We start from the raw sequence: 21,178 nt of genomic DNA, 5'->3' as shown, positions 1-21,178 counted from the left end.
GGGGTGCTCGGCGCGGTCCGCTACACCGCGCCGGACGAGCTGGCCAGGGACCTCGACTGGATGCAGGAGCACGTCGACGGCATGCCGTACGGCCTCGATGTCGTGATGCCCGCGAAGAAGGTCGAAGGCGTCACGGAGGCCGATGTCGAGGCGCTGATCCCCGAGGGCCACCGGCGGTTCGTCAAGGACACCCTCGCCAAGCACGGCGTGCCCGAGCTGCCCGAGGGCGAGGCGTCCGGCTGGCGCATCACCGGCTGGATGGAGCAGGTCGCCCGCGACCAGCTCGACGTCGCCTTCGACTACCCGATCGCCCTCCTCGCCAACGCCCTCGGCTCACCCCCGGCCGACGTCATCGATCGCGCACACGGCAGCGGCGTCCTCGTCGCCGCCCTCGCGGGCAGCGCCCGGCACGCCCGCAAGCACGCCGACGCCGGCATCGACATCGTCGTCGCCCAGGGGTACGAGGCGGGCGGGCACACCGGCGAGATCGCCTCCATGGTGCTCACCCCCGAGGCCGTGGAGGCCGTCGCTCCGCTGCCGGTCCTCGCTGCCGGGGGCATCGGCAGCGGCGAGCAGATCGCGGCCGCGCTCGCGCTCGGCGCCCAGGGTGTCTGGCTCGGCTCCCTGTGGCTCACCACCACCGAGGCCGACCTGCACTCGCCCGCCCTCACCCGAAAACTCCTGGCCGCCGGTTCCGGCGACACGGTCCGCTCCCGGGCCCTGACCGGCAAACCCGCGCGCCAGCTCCGCACGGAGTGGACCGACGCCTGGGACGACCCGCAGGGCCCGGGGCCACTGCCCATGCCGCTCCAGGGGCTCCTCGTCGCCGAGGCCGTCTCGCGCATCCAGAAGTACGAGGTACAGAACCTGCTCGGCACACCGGTGGGGCAGATCGTCGGCCGGATGAACAGCGAACGCTCCGTCCAGGAGGTCTTCGACGATCTGACACGCGGCTTCGAGCGGGCCGTCGACCGGATCAACCGCATCGCGGGAAGGGGAAGCCAGTCGTGAGCACACCTGCCAACAGCACCCCGCCGAACGGCTTCTGGGCGCAGGCCGTCGCCGACCCCGGCCGCACCGTCCTCATCGCCCCCGGCGGCGAGCAGTGGACGGCGGGCCAACTGCACGGCGCGGTCAACCAGTTGGTGCACGGGTTGCGGGACGCAGGTCTCGAGCGCGGCGACGCCTTCGCCGTCGTCCTGCCCAACGGCGTGGAGTTCTTCACCGCGTACCTGGCCGCCGCCCAGGCCGGTCTCTACCTCGTCCCCGTCAACCACCACCTGGTCGGCCCCGAGATCGCCTGGATCGTCGCCGACTCCGGGGCCAAGGTGCTGATCGCACACGAGAGGTTCGCCGACGCGGCCGTGGCGGCGGCCGACGAGGCGGCCCTCCCGGCCACCCACCGCTACGCCGTCGGAGAGGTGCCGGGCTTCCGCCCCTACCGCCAACTCCTGGACGGCCGACCGGAGTCGGTGCCCGAGGACCGCACGCTCGGCTGGGTCATGAACTACACCTCCGGCACCACCGGCCGCCCCCGCGGCATCCGCCGCCCGCTGTCCGGGAAACTCCCCGAGGAGTCCTACCTCGGCGGCTTCCTCGGCATCTTCGGCATCAAGCCCTTCGACGGCAACGTCCACCTCGTCTGCTCACCGCTCTACCACACCGCCGTCCTCCAATTTGCGGGCGCCGCCCTGCACATCGGCCACCCGCTTGTCGTCATGGACAAGTGGGCTCCCGAGGAGATGCTCCGCCTCATCGACGCGCACCGCTGCACGCACACCCACATGGTGCCGACCCAGTTCCACCGCCTGCTCGCGCTGCCCGAGGCGACGAAGGCCGCGTACGACGTGTCCTCGATGCGGCACGCCATCCATGGCGCCGCGCCCTGCCCCGACCATGTGAAGCGGGCGATGATCGAGTGGTGGGGCGAGTGCGTCGAGGAGTACTACGCGGCCAGCGAGGGCGGCGGCGCCTTCGCCACCGCGCAGGACTGGCTGAAGAAGCCGGGAACGGTCGGAAAGGCCTGGCCCATCAGCGAGCTGGCCGTCTTCGGCGACGACGGCAACCGCCTGCCGCCCGGCGAACTCGGCACCGTCTACATGAAGATGACCACCGGCGGATTCTCGTACCACAAGGACGAGTCGAAGACGAGGAAGAACCGCATCGGCGACTTCTTCACCGTCGGCGACCTCGGCCTCCTCGACGAGGACGGCTACCTCTTCCTGCGCGACCGCAAGATCGACATGATCATCTCGGGTGGCGTGAACATCTACCCCGCCGAGATCGAGTCGGCGCTGCTCACCCACCCCGCGGTCGCCGACGCCGCCGCCTTCGGGATCCCACACGACGACTGGGGAGAGGAGGTCAAAGCCGTCGTCGAGGTCACCGAGGGCACGACCGCCGACGACGCGCTCGCCGCCGACATCCTCGCCCACTGCGAGCAGCGGCTCGCCGGGTACAAGCGGCCCAAGAGCGTCGACTTCATCGAGGCGATGCCCCGCGACCCGAACGGCAAGCTGTACAAGCGCCGGCTGCGCGAGCCGTACTGGGAGGGCCGCGAGCGCGCCGTGTGAGGGCGGCGAGCGGCGGGCCGGGCCAGCTGAGCGCCCCGGCCCGCCGAGAACTCAACGGCGCTCGCGCACCCGCACCACCTTCAGCGCGGGATCACCGAGGATGTCCTTCTCGCAGAAGCGCGACGTCACCCAGCGCTCCTTCGCGTACAGCCGCGTCTGGTCGCTGAAGTGCGGCGAGCCGGGCTCGGACGACTGGGAGTACGTCAGCAGCGTACGGGCCTTGGGGCAGCGGCCCTCGCCCCAGCCGACCGCCTGGATGTGACTCGACCCGTGCGCGACCTCGGTGTAGCCCGCCTTGGGGTCCCAGGTCGCCTCGATCTTGTTCCAGACGCCGAGGGACTCCGTGCCGCCGTGCACCGGCAGACGCTTGCCGTCGCGCACCACGTACTGGTTCTCGCCCAGCGGCGCGTCCAGCGCGATCCCCGCCGCGTCCAGCTCGGCCACCGCGTCCGCCAGCGCCTTCGGCAAGGCGGGTGCCGAGGTGTCGAGGGTGTTCGGGGTGCGGACCGGATCGGCCGCGGAGAACGGCACCTTCCACAGCTGCTCCCTCGGCACGGTCGCCGTCAGCCTGCGCCAGAACCGGTCGAAGAGCAGCGCGCCGCGCCTGCCGGTGTCCATCCTGTGGTCCCAGCCCGCCAGCGCCTCGCAGGCCTTGGAAACGTCAACGGTCTTGCCGTCACTCCCCGTTGCCATGCCACCGGGAAGCGCCGCGCAGGCCTTCGCCGCGTCGTCCGCCGCGAGATCCGCCGCCGGCACCCGGTTCGCGAACTGCTGGCGCTGCAGGTCGGCGACGGTCAGACGCCCCTTCTCCGCCATCGCCGCCACGTCCTCGATGCCACCGCGCGTACGCAGGGAACGCTGCGTGCCGATCGTGCCGAAGACCCGTTCGTAACCGGTGATCGGCCGGTCCGCGTTGGACAGCCAGGCGCTGTCGTTGGAGTTCGCCACGTACGGGGCGTTCTTCAGCGTCGGCATCCGCGAAGGCCCGAAGATCCCGGGCTGCACCGCGTCCTTGTCGGAGCCGAGCGCGCACGCGCCCCGCGATCCGTCGAGCACGGCGACGCCCGCCGCCGGGTAGGTGACCTTGCCGAGATCGGTGCTGCAGCGCCGCGCCAGCTCGTCGGTGATGCGCGGCAGCACCTGCGACTGCGTGAGCAGCGAGTGGCCGCGCCGGTCCGCCGCGACGGTGTTCACCCAGGGCAGCCCCTGCGTCTCCCGCAGCGCCTTGAGGATCCCGGCGGTGGAACGGGCCTTGCCGAAGCCGAGGTTGGTGTCGCTGCCGCGCAGGTTCGAGGCGTTCGGGTCGTTCAGCGCGTACGCCGTGGTCGAGGTCCAGGGCAGCGGCAGCTGAGGGCCGAAACCGGAGACGACGGGGCCGTAGCGGGTCCACCACTGGGTGCGGGTGACCGGCGCGCCGCCGCCCTTCACGGGCACGGTGACGGTCCGCTTGGTCATCTTGTGCGGCTTGCCGTCCACGAGGTACGTGGTTGGGTCGGCCGGGTCCAGGGTGAGCTGGTGCAGGTTCAAGGGGACGCCGGTGGCGACGGTGTGGCTCCACGCCACGTCCCCGTTGAAGCCGATGTTGACCACGCCGGTGCCGAGCAGCGAGGCGCCGGACACGTTCAGTTCGCCCGGGATGGTCTGCTGCGACTGCCAGAAGCGGCGCCCGCCCTGCCAGGGGTAGTGCGGGTTGCCGAGCAGCAGGCCCTTGCCGTTCGCCGTGGTCCTGCCGTGGAACGCGACGGCGTTGGAACCCATGTCGGCGTTCTGCGCCGAGAACAGCTCCCGGGCGGCCTTCGCCGTGCGGCGCGGGTCGGCGGCGGGCTCCTCGGCCGTGGCGCGGTCCTCGTTCGCGGCGCCCGGCGGCCGCGCGCCCGTGATGCCGTCGATGCCGCGCCCCTGGCCGCCGAGCACCTGCACGGCGAAGCCGTGGCGGGCCACGTCCAGGGCGGTGATCGGGCGGACCCAGTCGGCCTTCGCGCAGGCGGGATCGGTGACGCGGTTCTGCTTCAGCCAGGCGTTGTAGCCCGCGGCGAAGCCGCGCATCAGCTCCTTCGTCCGACGGCCGGGCCCCGCGGGGGCGGGTTGCTTCAGAAGCTTCTCCACCGTCCCCGCCTTGCGGACCCCCCGGAAGTACAGGTCGCTGCTGAGGTTCGTGGACGCCGACGACAGGGCGGCGCCGGGGGAGGCCTCGGGCCCGAAGTGCCGGGAGCGCTCGCCGCGTACGGTCACATAGCCGTCGGCGAGCGTGCAGACCTGGTCGGCGGCCTGCGCCCATCCCGTGCCGAAGCCGAGGTTCGCGTAGTCCTTGGCGAGGATGTGCGGGATGCCGTACTGCGTGTAGCGGATGGTGGCGTGCAGGCCGCCGCCCGAGGGGTGGGCGTCGCGCGGCGCGGCCACGGCGCCGGCCGGCAGCAGGGCCACGGCGGTCAGCAGGGTGATGCCGGCGGCGGCCAGTCGTCTCGTACGGGTACGGCCTCGGGTCTTAGTACGGGTACGGGCACGGGTGCGCAAGGGTGCCTCCCAACAGCGTTGACGGAAGGGGCGGTTGAGCGTACCAACCGGTATGTCATCTGTATGGTCCCTTGACCGAGGTGCCGCCAGGGACACAGGATCACGCCATGACGGGTGTACGGGAGAGCACGGTCGACGCAGTCCTCAGCCGCAGCGCGCGCCGCGCACCGCGCCGCACGGCACTCCACTACGGCGAGCGGTCCTGGACGTACGCGGAGCTGGACGACGCCGTCTCGCGCGCCGCCCGCGTGCTGCGCGACCACGGCCTCGCCCCGGGCGAGCGGGTCGGCGCGTACGCCCACAACTCCGACGCCTATCTGATCGGCTTCCTTGCCTGCGCGCGGGCGGGCCTGGTCCATGTCCCGGTCAACCAGAACCTCACCGGCGACGACCTCGCGTACATCGTCCGCCAGTCCGGCAGCTCGCTCGTCCTCGCCGACCCGGACCTCGCGGGGCACCTGCCGCCCGATGTGGCGACCCTGCCCCTGCGTGACACGGACGACTCGCTGCTCGCGCGGCTCGCGGCCTCATCCGCGTACGAATCCGCGTACGAATCCGCGTACGAATCCGCGAACGGATCCACGGCCGGATCCGCATACGAAGGAGAAGGCCCCGGCGGCGACGACCTGGCGCAACTGCTCTACACCTCGGGCACGACCGCCCAGCCCAAGGGCGCGATGATGTCGCACCGGGCCCTCGTCCACGAGTACGCGAGCGCGATCACCGCCCTGGACCTCAAGGAGAGCGACAAGCCCGTCCACTCCCTGCCGCTCTACCACTCGGCGCAGATGCACGTCTTCCTCATGCCCTACCTCGCGGTCGGCGCCGAGAACACCCTCCTGGACGGGCCGGACGCCGAGCGGATCTTCGACCTCGTCGAGGCCGGGCGCGCGGACAGCCTCTTCGCGCCGCCGACCGTGTGGATCGGCCTGTCGAACCATCCCGGCTTCGCCACCCGCGACCTCGGCGCGCTGCGCAAGGCCTACTACGGCGCGTCGATCATGCCGGTGCCGGTCCTGGAACGCCTGCGGTCCAGGCTGCCCGGGCTCGGCTTCTACAACTGCTTCGGGCAGAGCGAGATCGGCCCGCTCGCCACGGTCCTCGGGCCGGATGAGCACGAGGGGCGCATGGACTCCTGCGGGCGGCCCGTCCTGTTCGTCGAGGCGCGCGTCGTCGACGAACACGGGCGCGAGGTGCCGGACGGCACCCAGGGTGAAGTCGTCTACCGCTCACCGCAGTTGTGCGACGGTTACTGGGACAAGCCGCAGGAGAGCGCGGAGGCGTTCCGCGACGGCTGGTTCCACTCGGGTGACCTTGCCGTGCGGGACGCGGAGGGCTATTTCACCGTCGTGGACCGGGTGAAGGACGTCATCAACTCCGGTGGGGTCCTCGTCGCCTCACGTCAGGTCGAGGACGCGCTGTACACGCACGCGGGTGTCGCGGAGGCCGCCGTGATCGGGCTGCCGGACGAGCGCTGGATCGAGGCGGTCACCGCCGTCGTCGTACGCAAGGACACGGAACTCTCCGAGGCCGAACTCATCGCCCACGCGCGCGAGAAGCTCGCCCACTTCAAGGCGCCCAAGCGGGTCCTGTTCGTGGACGAGCTGCCGCGCAACGCCAGCGGAAAGATCCTCAAGCGGGAGCTGCGGGACCGCTTCGGTGCCTCCTGAGCCGCCGCTGCGGGACCGCTTCGGCGCCTCTGAGCCGCCCTACTCCCTCTCCCGCAGATCCACGATCCGTTTGAACTTGCCCACCGAACGCTCCAGCGTCTCCGGATCGACGATGTCGACGCCGACCGAGACGCCGATGCCGTCCTTCACCGCCGCCGCGATCTCCCGGGCCGCCGCCGCACGCCGCTCCGGGGTCGTGTCCGCGCGGGCCTCGGCCCGCACGGTCAGGGCGTCCATGCGGCCCTCGCGGGTCAGGCGCAGCTGGAAGTGCGGGGCGACACCGGCCGTGCGCAGCACGATCTCCTCGATCTGCGTGGGGAAGAGATTGACCCCGCGCAGGATTACCATGTCGTCGCTGCGGCCGGTCACCTTCTCCATCCGCCGGAAGACCCGCGCCGTGCCGGGGAGCAGGCGCGTCAGGTCCCGCGTCCGGTAGCGGACCACGGGCATGGCCTCCTTGGTGAGCGAGGTGAACACCAGCTCGCCGCGCTCCCCGTCCGGCAGCACCTCGCCCGTGACCGGGTCGACGACCTCGGGATAGAAGTGGTCCTCCCAGATGTGCAGCCCGTCCTTGGTCTCCAGGCACTCCTGGGCGACGCCCGGGCCGATCACCTCCGAGAGCCCGTATATGTCGACCGCGTCGATCGCGAAGCGCTCCTCGATCTCGCGCCGCATCTCCTCTGTCCACGGCTCCGCGCCGAAGATGCCGACCCGCAGGGACGTCGTACGGGGATCGACGCCCTGCCGCTCGAACTCGTCCAGGAGTGTGAGCATGTACGACGGCGTCACCATGATGATCTCGGGCCGGAAGTCGAGGATCAGCCGCACCTGGCGGGCCGTCATCCCGCCGGACGCGGGGATCACCGTGCAGCCGAGCCGTTCGGCCCCGTAGTGCGCGCCGAGGCCGCCGGTGAACAGGCCGTACCCATAGGCCACATGCACCTTGTCCCCCGGCCGGCCGCCCGCCGCGCGGATCGAGCGCGCCACGACATCCGCCCACATGGACAGGTCGCGCTCGGTGTACCCGACGACGGTCGGCAGCCCGGTCGTGCCGCTGGACGCGTGCAGCCGGCGCACCTCGGACTGCTCCACCGCGAACATCCCGAACGGGTAGTTGGCCCGCAGATCGTCCTTGGTGGTGAAGGGGAACAGCGCCAGATCGGCGAGCGACCGGCAGTCGTCGGGTCGCAGCCCCGCCTTGTCGAACGCGGCCCGGTAGAACGGGACGTTCTCATACGCGTGCAACAGGGTGTCCTGAAGGCGCTCCAGCTGCAGCGCCCCCAACTCGCGGGGGCCGAGCCGCTCCGCCGCGTCCAGCTCTGGCGGCATACGCGTCATAAGTGGTTCTCCCGTCCCGAACGGGCGACCGATCATTCGGTCGACGATCTTCCGTCGAGGTCAGTAATCCAGTCCCCGGGGTAAGCGTCAAGAGATCTCGCACGGCGCTTCGAGCTGGTGGGCCGGGGGGCGGAACGGCGTTGCCCGGGCCATGCGGGGATGTGATGATCTCCGGCATGCCGGTATTCAGCGCGTACGACGGGACCCAGCTGGCCTACCACGAGAAGGGGGACGGAGAGCCGCTGCTGTGCGTACCGGGCGGTCCCATGCGGGCCTCTGTCTATCTGGGTGAGCTCGGCGGCCTCACCGCTCACCGCCGCCTCATCCTGCTCGACCTGCGGGGCACGGGTGACTCGGCGGCGCCGCAGGACACCTCGACGTACCGCTGCGACCGCCAGACCGACGACGTGGAGGCGCTGCGCGAGCACCTCGGGCTCGACCAGGTCGACGTGCTCGGGCACTCCGCCGGCGGCGACCTCGCCACGCTGTACGCGGCCCGCCGCCCCAAGAGGATCCGCACCCTGACCCTCGTCGCCCCGGCCACGCTGGCCGTCGGCGGCGTCGTGACCGACGAGGACCGTCGTGAGGCCGCCGCGCTGCGCAAGGGCGAGTCCTGGTACCCGGCGGCCGAGCTGGCGCTGCGGGAGATCGCGCAGGGGCGTACGCCCACCTCGGGCTGGGGCGCCATCGGGCCGCTCTTGTACGGACGCTGGGACGCGGAGGCGCAGACGCACCGGGCGCAGAGCACGGCGCAGAAGAACCTGGCGGCCTCCGAGGCGTACTACGGCGAGGCCGTCTTCGACCCGCCCGCGACCCGTGCCGCCCTCACGGCCATGACCGCGCCGGTGCTCGTGCTGGCGGGCGCCTACGACGGTGGACCGAGCCCCGCCCGCGCCGAGGAGCTGGCCGCTCTCTTCCCGGGCGGCGTGTGCCAAGTACAGCCCGGCGGCGGGCACTTCCCGTGGCTGGACGATCCGGAGTGGTTCACGCGGCGGGTCGCCGGGTTCCTCGCGCAGGACTGAGCTGGGGCGGGCGCTGTGGTCCGTCTGTGCGGGGTGAGATCCGTACGTACGCGAACCGGGGGAGGAAGAACTGGGTGACCGGGCCGACCGCGAGCGCGTAGAGGACGGTGCCGATGCCGACCGTCCCGCCGAGCAGCCAGCCCGCGCCGAGTACGGCGACCTCGATGAGGGTGCGGATCCGTCGCAGGGAACGGCCCGTCACGGCGGAGAGGCCGGTCATGAGACCGTCCCGGGGCCCGGGGCCGAAGCGCGCGCCGACGTAGACGGCGACGGCGAGACCGTTCAGGAGCACCCCGCCGAGGAGCAGCCCGGCCCGTGCGGGCAGGCCGAGGTGCGCGGGGACGAGCGCGAGGCCCAGGTCGGACGAGACGGCCAGGACGGCGATGTTGGCGAAGGTGCCCAGCGTGGGCCGCTGCTTGAGCGGAATCCACGCCAGCAGCACGAGCACGCCCACGAGCGCGCTGATCGTGCCGAAGCTCAGCGCGATGTGCCGCTCCAGGCCCTCGCAGAGGACGCTCCAGGGGGTGGCGCCCAGGGCCGCCCGGACCAGGACCGCGAGGCTGAAGCCGTACAGGGCGAGACCGAGGAGGAGTTGCGGGAGACGCCTCAGCGGGCGCTCACCCAGGGGTACGTACGTGATGTCCTGCCGCATGCTGTGTCGCCTCCGGGGAGTGGTGCGGGGGAGCCGCCCGTCGGGGCCATTGGCGTCCACTGTGTGGTGTGATTGGCCCGGGAAGTACGGCCAATCCAAGGAGAATGGTGTGGTTGACGCGCTGGGCAGCCGGCAACTCGCCGCCCTGCTGCCCGACTCGGCCGGCAGGCGCCCCGCCTACCGCCACCTCGCCCAGGCGATCAGCGAACTCATCCTGGACGGCCGTATCGCCCTGCACGTCAGACTCCCCGCCGAGCGGGACCTTGCGGGCGCGCTCAACACCAGCAGGACCACCGTCACGGCCGTCTACGACCTCCTGCGCGAGGGCGGTTACGCGCACAGCCGCCAGGGCGCAGGCACCTGGACGGCCCTGCCCGAGGGGCGTGCCACCAGCGGCGTCCGGCGCCTCCTCGCGGCGCCCGAGGACAGCGCCATCGACCTGGCGCGAGCCGCACCGGCCCTGCCGCGCGACACGCTCGCCGCCGCCCTGACCCGGGTGGCCCCGCACCTCGCGGACCACGCGGACACCCCCGGCTACCACCCCTACGGGCTGCCGGAGCTGCGCGCCGCCGTCGCCGAGCGCTTCACCCGGCGCGGCCTGCCCACCCTGCCGGAACAGATCCTCGTCACCGCCGGCGCCCAGCACGCCCTCACCCTCGTCCTCGGACTGCTCTGCCGCCCCGGCGACCGCGTCCTGACCGAGAACCCCTCGTACCCCAACGCCCTGGAGGCGATGCGGCGCGCCCGCCTGCGCACGGTGCCGGTCCCGGTGACCGACACCGGCTGGGACACCGAGATCATCGAGTCGGCCTTCCGTCAGGCCGTTCCCCAACTCGCCTACCTCGTCCCCGACTTCCACAACCCGACCGGCTGCCTCATGCCCGAAGAGGAACGGGGACGCGTCCTGCGCGCCGCTCAGCGCTCCGGTGCCTGGCTCGTCGCCGACGAGACCCTTGCCGGACTCGCCCTCGACGTCCCGGCCCCCGCGCCCTTCGCCTCCCACGCGGGCCCCGGCGCGACGGGCCAGGTCATCACCATCGGCTCCATGAGCAAGACGCACTGGGCGGGCCTGCGCGTCGGCTGGCTGCGCGCGCCCGCGCGGCTCGTCACCGAACTGGCGGGGCAGCGCGTCGCCACGGACATGGGCGGCTCGGTCCTCGACCAGCTGCTCGCCCTCGACCTGCTCGACCGCGCCGACGAGCTGCTGGCGAACCGCCTGGAGCAGCTGGGCGGCCGCCGTGCCGCGCTGGCCGCCGCCCTCACCGAGCACCTGCCGCGCTGGAGCTGGCAACTGCCGCCCGGCGGCCTGTCGTTGTGGGTGGACCTCGGGGAGCCGATCGCCTCCGCGCTGGCCGAGCGGGCGCTGGAGCACGGGGTGCGGATCGAGAGCGGCGCCTGCTTCGCCACCGATCCGGGCGTCTTCGAACAGCGGCTCCGCATCCCGTACACCCTGCCCGGGGACACCCTGCGCGAGGCTGTGTGCCGGTTGGCCGCCGCGTACGCCGGAGGGCTTCGGCCGGTCGCCGCCGCCCGGCGGCCGCACTGGGTGGCCTGAGCGCAAGCCATCCGTGTGCATGGATACGGTGGCTGTGCTCCGCCTTGATGCGGCGGCTACGCTCCCGCCGCCACCGCCTTCGCCCAGCGGTAGTCCGCCTTGCCGCTCGGTGAGCGCTGGATGTGGTCCGTGAAGACCACCGTCCGCGGAATCTTGTACCCGGCGAGCAGCGCGCGGCAGTGACTCTGGACTGCCTCCAGGTCCAACGCGGGCGCACCGGAGCGCAGTTGGACGACGGCGGCGACCCTGGAGCCCCAGCGCTCGTCGGGCACTCCGGCGACCAGCGCGTCGTACACGTCCGGATGTGACTTCAGGGCCTGCTCGACCTCCTCCGGGTACACCTTCTCGCCACCGGTGTTGATGCACTGCGAGCCACGGCCGAGGACGGTGACGATGCCGTCCTCGTCGACCGTCGCCATGTCGCCGAGCAGCACCCAGCGCTCGTCGTCCTTCTGGAAGAAGGTCTCGGCGGTTTTCACCGGGTCGTTGTAGTAGCCGAGCGGGACATGCCCGCGCTGGGCGAGGCGGCCCGGCTCACCCACCGCGACCGGCTCGTGGGTGGCCGGATCCACCACGCGCGTACGCTCGTTGACCTCCAGCCGGAAGCCCTTGCGGGGCCCCGAGTCGTCCGTGGCCTTGCCGTTGGAACCGGACTCGGAGGAGCCGAAGTTGTTCAGGAGCAGCACGTGCGGCACCAGCTCCTGGAACTGGGCCCGCACCGTCTCCGACATGATCGCCCCGGACGAGGAGACGCTGAACAGCGACGACAGGTCGATGCCCCTGAGCGGGCCGCGCAGGGCGTCGATGAGCGGCCTGAGCATCGCGTCGCCCACCAGGGACACGCTCGACACCTTCTCCCGCTCGATGGTTCGCAGCACCTCTTCGGGCACGTACTTGCGGTGCAGGGCCACTCGCTGGCCGTAGTGGAAGGCGATGAACGACGTCAGCGTCGACGTGCCGTGCATCAGTGGGGGAGCGGGGAAGAAGGTGAGGCCGGGCCCGCCGGCCGCGACCCGCTCGGCCAGCTCCTCGGGCCGCTTCACCGGCTCGCCCGCCGGTTCGCCCCCGAAGAGCCCCGCGAAGAACAGGTCCTCCTGGCGCCACATGACGCCCTTGGGCATACCGGTCGTGCCGCCCGTGTAGATGATGAACAGATCGTCCGGCGAGCGCGGCCCGAAGCCTCGGTCCGGTGAGCCCGCGGCCTCCGCGTCGGTGAACGCCACGGCGTCGAGGGTGTCGGCCGCGTCGGCGGCACCGGTGGCGTCGAGGGAAGCCGGCGGCTCGCCCACTCGTATCAGGTGCCGCAGCTTCTCCGTGCGCGGCAGCGCCGCCGCGACCCGCCCGGTGAACTCGGCGTCGAAGACGAGCGCCGCGAGATCCGCGTCGCGGTAGAGGTAGACCAACTCCTCTTCCAAGTAACGGTAGTTGACGTTGACCGGTACGAGCCGTGCCTTGAGGCAGGCCAGGACGGTCTGGAGGTACTCGACGCCGTTGTACAGATGCAGGCCCAGATGCTCGCCGGGTTTCAGGCCGCTGTCGATCAGGTGGTGCGCGATGCGGTTGGCCGCCGCGTCCAGCTCGGCGTAGGTCAGCCGACGCTCGGCGCCCGTGCCGGGGTGGTCGATGTAGACGAGCGCCTCGCGGCCGGGAACCACGTCGACGACCGACTCGAACAGGTCGGCAAGGTTGTACTCCACCGTGCTCCTCCTGACCCCGGCGCCCCCTGCGACGTCTCGTCCGACGTCCGGCTTGGCGGTCATCAGAGCAGAGGCACCCACAACTGGGAAGGGGCCCCGTGCAACAAAACTGACTGCCTGTCAGAAAACTATTGAACTGACTCCCCGGCTACTGCAACCTGTTCCAGGTCCGGAGGCGACAGGCCGGCCGTTCGGTGGCCGTCGATGGAGGGAGCACGGCATATGGGTGGGACGGAACACCTCTCCGTGCGGCGCGAAGGCGCCACACTGATCCTCACGCTGAACAGGCCCGAAGCGAAGAACGCCCTCTCGCTGCCGATGCTCGTGGGCCTCTACGACGGGTGGGTGGCCGCCGACGAGGACGACGCGGTCCGCTCGATCGTGCTGACCGGCGCGGGCGGCGCGTTCTGCGCGGGCATGGACCTCAAGGCCCTCGCCGGCAAGGGCATGGAGGGCGAGCGGTACCGGGACCGGATGAAGACCGACCCCGATCTCCATTGGAAGGCGATGCTGCGCCACCACCGGCCCCGCAAACCGGTCATCGCCGCCGTCGAGGGGTACTGCGTGGCAGGCGGCACGGAGATCTTGCAGGGCACGGATATTCGCGTGGCGGGGGAGTCGGCGACCTTCGGGCTCTTCGAGGTCCGGCGCGGGCTCTTCCCCATCGGGGGCTCGACCGTACGGCTCCCTCGCCAGATCCCTCGTACGCACGCCCTGGAGATGCTGCTCACCGGGCGGCCCTACTCGGCGGCCGAGGCGGCGGCGATCGGCCTTGTCGGGCATGTCGTGCCGGATGGCTCGGCGCTGGAGAAGGCGCTGGTGATCGCCGAGCAGATCAATGGGTGCGGGCCGCTTGCCGTGGAGGCGGTCAAGGCGTCCGTCTACGAGACCGCTGAGATGAGTGAGGGGGAGGGGCTGGTGGCGGAGCTGGAGAGGGGGTGGCCTGTCTTTGACACCGCCGATGCGGGGGAGGGCTCCAGAGCCTTTGCGGAGAAGCGGGTGCCGGTGTTTCGGCGGGCGTAGGTCTTTTGTTCGGTGCGGGTTTGTTGTGGCTGGTCGCGCCGTTCCCCGCGCCCCTGATGGGGCTTGCCCGGTTGTCTTTGGCTGCGGGTGGGTTGTGGCTGGTCGCGCAGTTCCTCGCGCCCCTGACGGGGCTTGTCGTCGGCCGTTCCCCGCGACCCTGGCGGGGCTTACCGGTGGCCGTTCCTCGCGCCCCTACCGGCGCTTCTCGTGTTCCGAGTGAAATGGAGTCTGTCCATGGCATCCGCTCCCTCCTCCGGCGTGCTCCGCGCTCCTCTTGTCGTCGAGTTTCCGTTCACCCGGTCCCTCGGGCCGGTGCAGAGCGCCTTTCTCAGCGGGCTGCGCGAGCGGACCGTGCTCGGGGTGAAGGCCCGGGACGGGCGCACCCTCGTACCGCCCGTCGAGTACGACCCCGTCACCGCCGAGGAGATACGTGACCTCGTCGAGGTGGCCGCCACCGGGACCGTCACCACCTGGGCCTGGAACCACGAGCCCCGCCGCGGTCAGCCCCTCGCCACCCCCTTCGCCTGGGTCCTCGTGCAGCTGGACGGCGCCGACACCGGCCTGCTCCACGCCCTCGACGCCCCCGGCCCGGACGCCGTGCGCACCGGCATGCGCGTCCGCATCCGCTGGGCCGCCGAACGCGTCGGCGCCATCACGGACATCGCCTGCTTCGAGCCGTGCGAGGAGCCGTACGAGGAGTCGTACGAGGGGGAGCGCGGCCCCCAAAGCGTCCCGCACAGCGGGGAGTTCGCGGAGCCCGTCACCGGGATCGTCGCACCCGCGCGGCTCGACTACACCTACTCGCCCGGCCGCGCCCAGACCGCGTACATCAACGCCCTCTCCGAGCGGAAGACCGTCGGCGAACGCTGCCCCTCCTGCCGCAAGGTGTACGTCCCGCCCCGGGGCGCCTGCCCGACCTGTGGAGTCGCCACTGCCGAACGGGTCGAGGTCGGGCCGCGCGGGACCGTCACGACGTACTGCATCGTCAACATCAAGGCGAAGAATCTCGACATCGAAGTCCCCTACGTCTACGCGCACATCGCCCTCGACGGCGCCGACCTCGCCCTGCACGCCCGCATCGCCGGGATCCCCTACGACGAGGTGCGGATGGGCCTGCGCGTCGAACCCGTGTGGACCGAGGGCGGCCGCTACCCCGACCACTACCGGCCCACCGGCGAGCCCGACGCCGACTACGACACGTACAAGGAGCTGATCTAGATGGCGCCCCGCAAGCCGTCCGTGATGCGGCCCGCCCGCGACGTCGCCGTCGTCGCCTTCGGGCAGAGCGACCACCTGCGCTCCACCGACGAGCTGTCCGAAGTCGAGATGCTCATGCCGGTGCTCCATGAAGTGCTCGCCACCACCGGACTGAGGACCAGCGACATCGGGTTCACCTGCTCCGGCTCCTGCGACTACCTCGCGGGCCGCGCCTTCTCCTTCACGATGGCGCTCGACGGCGTCGGCGCCTGGCCGCCGATCTCCGAGTCGCACGTCGAGATGGACGGCGCCTGGGCGCTGTACGAGGCGTGGACCGCGCTGCAGACCGGCGAGGCCGGCACCGCGCTCGTCTACTCCTACGGCAAGTCCTCGCCCGGCTCCGTACGCGACGTCCTGACCCGCCAGCTCGACCCGTACTACCTCGCCCCGCTGTGGCCCGACTCCGTGGCGCTCGCCGCGCTCCAGGCGCAGGCGCTCATCGACGCGGGCGAGACCGACGAGCCCGCGCTCGCGGGGGTGGCGCGCCGCAGCCGGGCCGATGCCGCCGCCAACTCCCATGCACAGCTGAGCGGTTCGGTCGCCCAGGGCGATTACGTCGTACGCCCTTTGCACGCCGGCGACTGCGCGCCGGTCGGTGACGGGGCCGCCGCCGTGATCCTCGCGGCGGGGGAGCGGGCTCGCGACCTGTGCGAGCGGCCCGCGTGGATCCGGGGCATCGACCACCGCATCGAGGCGCACGGCCTCGGTGTGCGCGACCTCACCGACTCGCCGTCCACGCGCCTGGCGGCCGAACGCGCCGGAGTCTTCGAACGGCCCTTTGACACAGCAGAGCTGCACGCGCCCTTCACCTCCCAGGAGGTCGTCCTGCGCAAGGCCCTGCGGCTCGGCGACGACGTCACCGTCAACCCCTCGGGGGGCGCGCTCGCCGCCAACCCCATGATGGCCGCCGGCCTCATCCGGATCGGTGAGGCCGCCGCCCGCATCCACCGGGGCGCGTCACACCGCGCCGTCGCACATGCCACCTCGGGGCCCTGCCTCCAGCAGAACCTGGTCACCCTCCTGGAAGGAGACACCCGATGAGCAGCGCGGTGAGCACTTCGACGGGCGAGTCGGTGAGCAATTCGCTGGGCGACTCGGTGGGCAAGGAGCCCGTGGCCGTCGTCGGCATCGGGCAGACCAAGCACGTGGCCGCCCGGCGTGACGTGTCGATCGCGGGCCTCGTCCGCGAGGCCGCCCAACGCGCTCTGGCGGACGCCGAGTTGACGTGGGCCGACATCGACGCCGTCGTCATCGGCAAGGCCCCCGACTTCTTCGAGGGCGTCATGATGCCCGAGCTGTACCTCGCCGACGCACTCGGCGCCGTCGGCAAACCCATGCTCCGCGTGCACACCGCCGGTTCCGTCGGCGGCTCCACGGCGCTCGTCGCCGCCAACCTCGTCGCGGGCCGCGTCCACGGCACGGTCCTGACCCTCGCCTTCGAAAAACAGTCGGAATCCAACGCGATGTGGGGCCTGTCGCTGCCCATCCCCTTCCAACAGCCGCTGCTCGCCGGGGCGGGCGGCTTCTTCGCCCCGCACGTGCGCGCGTACATGCGGCGCAGCGGCGCCCCCGACACGGTCGGCTCCCTCGTCGCGTACAAAGACCGCCGCAACGCCCTGAAGAACCCCTTCGCGCACCTCCACGAAGCGGACATCACCCTGGAGAAGGTCCAGGCCTCGCCCATGCTCTGGGACCCGATCCGCTACTCGGAGACCTGTCCCTCCTCCGACGGCGCCTGCGCGATGATCCTCACCGACCGTGCGGGCGCGGCCCGTTCGCCCCGGCCGCCCGCCTGGATGCACGGCGGCGCGATGCGCAGCGAGCCCACGCTCTTCGCGGGCAAGGACTTCGTCTCCCCGCAGGCGGGCAAGGACTGCGCGGCCGCCGTCTACCGGCAGGCGGGCATCACCGACCCGCGCAGGGAGATCGACGCCGCCGAGATATACGTGCCCTTCTCCTGGTACGAGCCGATGTGGCTGGAGAACCTCGGCTTCGCGGCGGAGGGCGAGGGCTGGAAGCTCACCGAGTCCGGCGTGACGGAGCTGGAAGGCGACCTCCCCGTCAACATGTCAGGCGGCGTCCTGTCGACCAACCCCATCGGCGCCTCCGGCATGATCCGCTTCGCGGAGGCGGCACTTCAGGTGCGGGGACAGGCGGGCGCACACCAAGTGGAGGGGGCGCGCAGGGCACTTGGACACGCCTACGGAGGCGGCGCGCAGTTCTTCTCCATGTGGCTCGTCGGGGCCGAACCGCCCACCACCTGACGCCCACCCGGCACGCCGGACGGACCTCGCCCCGACCCTGCGGCCTGTCCGGTGCCCTGAGCGAAAGCTAGGCTGACGCCGGACGACGCATCGGGAGGAGCACGGACGTGGCCGACAGCACCACTCAGCAGCATCCGCTCGCGGGCTGGGACAAGCCGGAGCTCGACCTCAGCACCGCCGACTGGCGATCGAGCAGCGAAGGGCGCGGGGACGTGGAGATCGCCTTCGTCGAGGGATTCGTCGCGATGCGCAACGGCCGCAGGCCGGAGAGCCCCTCCCTGATCTTCACCCCCGCGGAGTGGGGGGCCTTCGTCCACGGCGCGCGCGAGGGCGAGTTCGACCTGACATAGCGCCCGGGTCTGTCCGGCGGACTTTCGGCCCTGCCGACCACGTGACCTTCGACTCTCGCCGCACGGGCCGCGCCGGACGAGGCTGAAGCCATGAGCAGCGAACCGGTGAGTGGTGAACGGCCCGGCGGCGGCACCGGGCCCGTGGTCGCGGCCGTCGACGGTTCGCCCGGCAGCGGGCGCGCCCTGGAGTGGGCGCTGACCGCCGCCCGCCTGCGGGACGCGCCGCTGCGGGTCGCGCATGTGCGTACGTACGACATACCGCTCGTCGACGGCCCGGCCGCCCCGGTGCGGGAGCGCGCCGACAGTGACCCGGTGCTCGACCGGGTCCGCGCCACCCTCGACGGGCGCGCGGGCCTGCCGCCCCTGGAGTTCGTCTCCGTGGACGGCAGGCCCGGACGCGAGCTGCCGGGGCTCGGTGCCCGGGTCCGCCTCCTGGTGCTCGGCTCGCGCGGCAGAGGCGGCTTCGCCGGTCTGCTGCTCGGTTCGAACGGCCTGACGTGCGCGCGGGAGGCGCCCTGCCCGGTCGTGGTCGTGCCGCGCCCCCACGGCGAGGCAGAGGAGGCGGTGCCGGCCGCCCGGCCCCGGGTGGTCCTCGGCCTCGCGGTCCCCGCGCCCGACGAGAACGCCCTCGCGTTCGCGTTCGCGGAGGCCGGCCGGCGCGGCGCGCGGCTCCAGGTGATCGCCGCGTACGCGTGGTCCGTGCTGAGCCTCACCCCGGTCGGCGACTTCGTGCTGAACGCCGTCGCGGACCAGGAGACGGAGAAGGCGTACGGCGAGCTGGCCGCCGCCCAGCTCGCCCCGTACCGGGAGCGCCACCCCGATGTGCCGGTGGACGTGGTCATCGCCTCCGGTGACGCCGCCGGTCACCTCGTCGACGCCTCGCACGCCGCCGAACTGGTCGTGGTCGGCCGCCACCGGCGCGGACCGGCGCCCGCACGCGTGCTCGGCTCGGTCACGCACGCGGTGCTCCTGCACTCGGCCTGCCCGGTTGCGGTGGTCCCACCGCCGACCCGAAAGGTTCCGCCCCAGGTCAGCCCTCGTGGGGCTTGCTGAACTCCTCGATCAGCACGGGGTACTGCTCCGCGCCGTGCCCGGCGGCGATCGACCGAGCGGCCATCGCCTTGATCAGCTTCGGCAGCTCGGCGTTGACGCCGAGCGCCTCGCTCTCCTCGATCAGGTGATCCATCGCCCGCGCGTCGGTCTCCAGGGCCGACACCTCGGCCGGGAAGGAGCCGTTGTCGATCTGCTCGGCGTACCCGGGCAGCCACTCGGCGACGCCCGCCGCGATCTGCCGCGCGAACGGCGCGTACGTCGCGGCGTCGACACCTGCCGTTCTGAGCATGGCCGTGCCCTGGAGCCAGGCGTTCAGGACGCTCCACATCATGGCGAGGCCCGCCACGTCGTACAGGGACGCGAGCCCGTGGTCCGCCCCGAGGTAGGAGACGGTGCCGAGCGCTTCCAGCACGGGCTTGTGCGCCTCGAAGTCCGACTCGGGCCCGCTGTGCAGGATCACCGCGTCGGCGGTGCCGATCACCGGGGGGACGGCCATGATGGCGCCGTCCAGGTAGCGGGCGCCGCGCTCCTCGGCCCAGCGGGCGGTCTCCCGCGCCTGGGCCGAGTCGCCCGACGTCAGGTTGACCAAGGTCGTGCCGGCCAGGTCGGCGTCGGTCGTGGCGAGCAGTTCGCGCAGGGCGGGGTAGTCGGTGACGCAGACGATCGTCAGGGGGCTCGCCTTGAGCGCGTCGCCGAACGTCGGTGCCAGTAGCGCTCCTTCGGCCACCAGCCGGTCGGCCTTGGCGGCCGTGCGGTTCCATACGGTCGTGGGGTGCCCGGCCTTGAGGAAGGCGCGGGAGAGGGCCTGGCCCATGAGTCCGAGGCCGATGACGGTCACACGTGTGTCGGTGGTGTTGTTCATGGCAACATCGTCAACGTTCATACCGGTGTGAAGGTCAAGCGGGGGATCAGATGCGGATCGGGGAACTGGGGCGGCGGACGGGCGTCAACACCCATCAGTTGCGTTACTACGAGGCCCAGGGCCTGCTGGAAGCGGACCGCGGCGCGAACGGCTACCGCGAGTACGACGAGGGTGCCGTGCTGCGGGTGCGGCAGATCCGGCACCTGCTCGGCGCGGGCCTGTCCTCCGAGGACATCGCCTACCTGCTGCCGTGCGCGGTCGGAGAGGTCCCGGAGCTGCCCGGCTGCCCCGACCTGCTGGCCGCGATGCGGTCACGGCTGCGGCGCATCGACGAGCAGATCGACGGGCTCGCCCGCTCCCGGGCCGCGCTCGCCGAGTACGTGGCAGCGGCCGAGCGCATGGGCGGCGAGAGCTATGGGCCCTTCGACAGCGCCGACCAGGAGGCCGTCCCCGCGTGAGCGGCGGGAGGCCTGGGCGCCCGGCGCTGAGCATGGCCGGGGGTGCGCCCGCGTCGGCTCAGCGCAGGACCACGCAGCCCCTGGCCTCCAGGGCCCGCAGAACGCGGTCGCCGACGCGTACGTCGTTCCAACGCAGGTCCAGTTTCTCCAGCGACGGCAACTCCGCGACCCAGTCGGGCAGTTCCGTGAGGTGATTGGCGCGCAGGTCGAGGCGGCGCAGGCGCGGCAGACCGCGCAGGGCCTCGGGCACGGCGGTGAACGCGTTCTCGCGCAGCTCCAGTTCGCGCAGCCCGCTCAAGCCGCCCACGGACAGGGGCAGTTCCCGCAGACGGTTGCCGCGCAGCCACAGCTCGCGCAGCGCGGTGAGGGAGCCGATCGTCTCCGGCAGCCGGGACAACGCGTTGCGCTGGGCCCGCAGTTCCACAAGACCGGCGAGCGAGCCGAGCGTGTCGGGGAGCGCGGTCAGACGGTTCTCCCCGACGTTCAGATACGCGAGCCGGGTGAGGCGGCCGAGGGACGCGGGCAGCTCGGTGAGGGCGTTGTCGTGCAGGTAGAGGAAGCGGCTGAGCGACGGCAGGTCGCCGAGTTCCGCCGGGACCGTGCGCAGCTTGTTGTGCCCGAGGTCCAGGGTGTGCAGCGCCTTGAGCGTGCCGATGCGGGCGGGAAGGCACGTGAGCGCGTTGTCGGCCAGCAGCAGGACCTCCGCGCCCGGGTGCCGCCAGACCTCGTCCGGTATGTCGGTAAGGTCCGCGCGCCAGTAGTCCAGCACGGATGCGTCGGTCATGTCGGGGGCTCCGTTGTCGGTGGGTGCGCCATTATGCGCGGGGCGCGTCGGGAAGCGCCGACCGCCCCGCTCCATGGCTTGCCCGCACCGTCCCCGCGCCCTCGCG

Annotated in this window: 18 protein-coding genes; 12 read left to right on the top strand and 6 right to left on the bottom strand. The window is 72.0% G+C overall.

All coding sequences use genetic code 11. The features are described 5' to 3' along the window. A partial coding sequence (locus GKQ77_RS09700) for an NAD(P)H-dependent flavin oxidoreductase (RefSeq protein WP_219688301.1) occupies positions 1-1,011 on the top strand: 1,011 nt, incomplete at its 5' end. Then, positions 1,008-2,573, top strand: a complete 1,566-nt coding sequence (locus tag GKQ77_RS09695; protein ID WP_219688300.1) for an acyl-CoA synthetase — start codon at positions 1,008-1,010, stop codon at positions 2,571-2,573. The genes GKQ77_RS09700 and GKQ77_RS09695, both read left to right, overlap by 4 nt. A gap of 51 nt (positions 2,574-2,624) precedes the next feature. Here the strand turns inward: GKQ77_RS09695 and GKQ77_RS09690 are convergent, their stop codons facing one another. Next, positions 2,625-5,087, bottom strand: a complete 2,463-nt coding sequence (locus GKQ77_RS09690; RefSeq protein WP_372459852.1) for a penicillin acylase family protein — start codon at positions 5,085-5,087, stop codon at positions 2,625-2,627. A 107-nt stretch (positions 5,088-5,194) separates the two neighbouring features. Between GKQ77_RS09690 and GKQ77_RS09685 the strand changes: the two genes are divergently transcribed. Continuing rightward, a complete protein-coding gene (locus GKQ77_RS09685; protein WP_219688299.1) occupies positions 5,195-6,757 on the top strand; it encodes an acyl-CoA synthetase in 1,563 nt (520 codons plus the stop codon). 39 nt (positions 6,758-6,796) lie between these two features. On the opposite strand, the gene paaK is transcribed toward GKQ77_RS09685, so the two are convergent. Then, positions 6,797-8,086, bottom strand: coding sequence for a phenylacetate--CoA ligase PaaK (gene paaK, locus GKQ77_RS09680; RefSeq protein WP_219688304.1), 1,290 nt, complete (start codon positions 8,084-8,086; stop codon positions 6,797-6,799). Positions 8,087-8,271: 185 nt separating this feature from the next. Here paaK and GKQ77_RS09675 point away from each other — a divergent pair, with 185 nt between their 5' ends. Continuing rightward, on the top strand, positions 8,272-9,117 hold the full coding sequence (locus GKQ77_RS09675; RefSeq protein ID WP_219688298.1) for an alpha/beta fold hydrolase: 846 nt from the start codon (positions 8,272-8,274) through the stop codon (positions 9,115-9,117). On the opposite strand, the gene yczE is transcribed toward GKQ77_RS09675, so the two are convergent. Beyond that, entirely contained in the window at positions 9,080-9,769 is a 690-nt protein-coding gene (gene yczE, locus GKQ77_RS09670; protein WP_258021085.1) for a membrane protein YczE, read from the bottom strand. The genes GKQ77_RS09675 and yczE overlap by 38 nt on opposite strands. Before the next feature lie 109 nt (positions 9,770-9,878). Between yczE and yczR the strand changes: the two genes are divergently transcribed. Further along, positions 9,879-11,324 (top strand): MocR-like transcription factor YczR, encoded by a 1,446-nt coding sequence (gene yczR / locus GKQ77_RS09665; RefSeq protein WP_308117605.1) that lies wholly within the window; start codon positions 9,879-9,881, stop codon positions 11,322-11,324. A 56-nt stretch (positions 11,325-11,380) separates the two neighbouring features. On the opposite strand, the gene GKQ77_RS09660 is transcribed toward yczR, so the two are convergent. Further along, on the bottom strand, positions 11,381-13,021 hold the full coding sequence (locus tag GKQ77_RS09660) for an acyl-CoA synthetase (RefSeq protein WP_219688296.1): 1,641 nt from the start codon (positions 13,019-13,021) through the stop codon (positions 11,381-11,383). Between the two features lie 222 nt (positions 13,022-13,243). Here GKQ77_RS09660 and GKQ77_RS09655 point away from each other — a divergent pair, with 222 nt between their 5' ends. The 6 genes from GKQ77_RS09655 (at position 13,244) to GKQ77_RS09630 (ending at position 18,968) form a co-directional block, all read left to right on the top strand. Then, positions 13,244-14,044, top strand: a complete 801-nt coding sequence (locus tag GKQ77_RS09655; protein WP_219688295.1) for a crotonase/enoyl-CoA hydratase family protein — start codon at positions 13,244-13,246, stop codon at positions 14,042-14,044. Positions 14,045-14,278: 234 nt separating this feature from the next. After that, positions 14,279-15,262 (top strand): Zn-ribbon domain-containing OB-fold protein, encoded by a 984-nt coding sequence (locus GKQ77_RS09650; RefSeq protein WP_219688294.1) that lies wholly within the window; start codon positions 14,279-14,281, stop codon positions 15,260-15,262. Then, positions 15,263-16,342 carry a thiolase family protein gene (locus tag GKQ77_RS09645; RefSeq protein ID WP_372459851.1) on the top strand — a complete coding sequence of 360 codons (1,080 nt, stop codon included), beginning with the start codon at positions 15,263-15,265 and terminating at the stop codon, positions 16,340-16,342. It abuts the gene before it with no gap. A gap of 56 nt (positions 16,343-16,398) precedes the next feature. Continuing rightward, positions 16,399-17,565: a thiolase family protein gene (locus GKQ77_RS09640; protein ID WP_219688302.1), complete on the top strand. Its 1,167-nt coding sequence runs from the start codon at positions 16,399-16,401 to the stop codon at positions 17,563-17,565. Positions 17,566-17,672: 107 nt separating this feature from the next. After that, positions 17,673-17,915 (top strand): DUF397 domain-containing protein, encoded by a 243-nt coding sequence (locus tag GKQ77_RS09635; RefSeq protein ID WP_219688293.1) that lies wholly within the window; start codon positions 17,673-17,675, stop codon positions 17,913-17,915. Between the two features lie 90 nt (positions 17,916-18,005). Continuing rightward, positions 18,006-18,968: a universal stress protein gene (locus tag GKQ77_RS09630; RefSeq protein ID WP_219688292.1), complete on the top strand. Its 963-nt coding sequence runs from the start codon at positions 18,006-18,008 to the stop codon at positions 18,966-18,968. On the opposite strand, the gene GKQ77_RS09625 is transcribed toward GKQ77_RS09630, so the two are convergent. Beyond that, positions 18,946-19,830 carry an NAD(P)-dependent oxidoreductase gene (locus GKQ77_RS09625; protein WP_219688291.1) on the bottom strand — a complete coding sequence of 295 codons (885 nt, stop codon included), beginning with the start codon at positions 19,828-19,830 and terminating at the stop codon, positions 18,946-18,948. The genes GKQ77_RS09630 and GKQ77_RS09625 overlap by 23 nt on opposite strands. Before the next feature lie 50 nt (positions 19,831-19,880). Between GKQ77_RS09625 and GKQ77_RS09620 the strand changes: the two genes are divergently transcribed. Further along, positions 19,881-20,288 (top strand): MerR family transcriptional regulator, encoded by a 408-nt coding sequence (locus GKQ77_RS09620; RefSeq protein WP_219688290.1) that lies wholly within the window; start codon positions 19,881-19,883, stop codon positions 20,286-20,288. A 58-nt stretch (positions 20,289-20,346) separates the two neighbouring features. Here GKQ77_RS09620 and GKQ77_RS09615 read toward each other — a convergent pair whose 3' ends face one another. After that, complete coding sequence (locus GKQ77_RS09615; protein WP_219688289.1) at positions 20,347-21,072, bottom strand: leucine-rich repeat domain-containing protein; 726 nt, start codon at positions 21,070-21,072, stop codon at positions 20,347-20,349. Positions 21,073-21,178 lie beyond the last annotated feature (106 nt).

The organism is Streptomyces anatolicus, from assembly GCF_019400875.1.
GTDB lineage: Bacteria > Actinomycetota > Actinomycetes > Streptomycetales > Streptomycetaceae > Streptomyces > Streptomyces anatolicus.
The sequence above is the reverse complement of the archived record's forward strand: the minus strand, read 5'-3'. Positions and strand labels throughout refer to the sequence as shown.